General features: G+C 44.6%; 1 protein-coding gene. It reads left to right on the plus strand.

The window, feature by feature from the left end:
- Positions 1–642: 642 nt before the first annotated feature.
- Positions 643–1,401: IS110 family RNA-guided transposase (locus H9650_RS20210; protein WP_191698005.1), on the plus strand; the 759-nt coding region annotated here is incomplete at its 3' end.

Consider the following 1,401-nt stretch of genomic DNA (forward strand, 5'->3'; position numbering starts at 1 on the left):
TTTGGTTTCCTTGCTTATTATCACTTGTACACCATACTCTTCTATAAGAAGAGACCGGTAGGGTCTCCCGAGTTGCCGTATCATATCAATGTGTGACGTGCCAAGGTCTCTGACCCCAGAGAGGTTTTATCCTTCTTGCCTATATCGAAGAATAAAATGTAGCTTTCTACCGCAGTTAAGGCATCAGCCCTCTCGATTTACTAACATTATGGAGCTCAATCCCTTCAACCATTTGGCTTTCGGCCCGCCACCTAACTGTCTACGCTTAAAGGCTAATGTTACCATTAGCCCTCCAAGACTCGCTACGAGTGAATGGCTAGTTCTTTCTCGACGGGAATCCCACCCGCTATATGATACGACCTAGGCTCGGCCGCACAACTGCCCCGTTAGCCACCCATGTAGCGCAAAATCAGCGCTACACCACAGAGAATGAAAATGTGAAAAACGGGTATAGGATACTACGGCTGGGAGAGGAAGGTCGATGAACTATGGTGCCATAGAGCCCATCCGTTAGTCTGACTCCAACGACCACGGTGTATCACAGACTGTCGCTCCCTTACGGGAAGCACTCATGGGAGATTAATCCTACTCTGGTTATTGCACCAGCCTCCAATACTAGTTGCCGTAGAAAGGATGATTACAATGGAAGTAATCATTGAGCGTGCATGCGGTATGGATGTTCATAAAGACTCCATTACTGCCTGTATTATTACACCAAAAGGAAAGGAGATTCAAACGTTTTCCACTAAGACTGTATTTCTATTACAGTTAATTGACTGGATTAAGGAGCATGGTTGTACCCACGTAGCAATGGAAAGTACCGGCGTATTTTGGAAGCCAATAGTTAACTTACTTGAAGCGGAGAATATTGAATTTTTAGTAGTGAATGCTCAACATATGAAAGCAGTACCAGGTCGCAAGACCGATGTGAAAGATGCAGAATGGATTGCCAAACTTCTTCGGCACGGTTTACTTAAAGCAAGTTTTATTCCGGATCGTAACCAACGAGAACTACGAGAATTAGTTCGGTATCGACGGAGTATTATTGAAGAACGTGCAAGGCAACATAATCGAATTCAAAAGGTGTTGGAAGGTGCTAATATCAAACTTGGCTCCGTTGTCTCCGACATCATGGGTGTTTCGTCTCTCGATATGCTTCGTGCTATCGCCGATGGCGAAAATGATCCTAAGAAGCTAGCTAGCTTGGCCCGTCGATCAATGAAGAAGAAAAAGAGTGAACTGGAGCTTGCTCTTCGGGGGTATATCAATCCACATCAACGTCTCATGTTGAAAACCATTCTGGTCCATATAGAATTTCTTTCTGAGCAGATTGAACTGTTAAACGAAGAGGTGGCTACTAGATTATCCCCCCACCAAGAAGATATTGAGCGATTGGATTCC

It is taken from the genome of Psychrobacillus faecigallinarum (assembly GCF_014836595.1).
GTDB classification, from domain to species: domain Bacteria; phylum Bacillota; class Bacilli; order Bacillales_A; family Planococcaceae; genus Psychrobacillus; species Psychrobacillus faecigallinarum.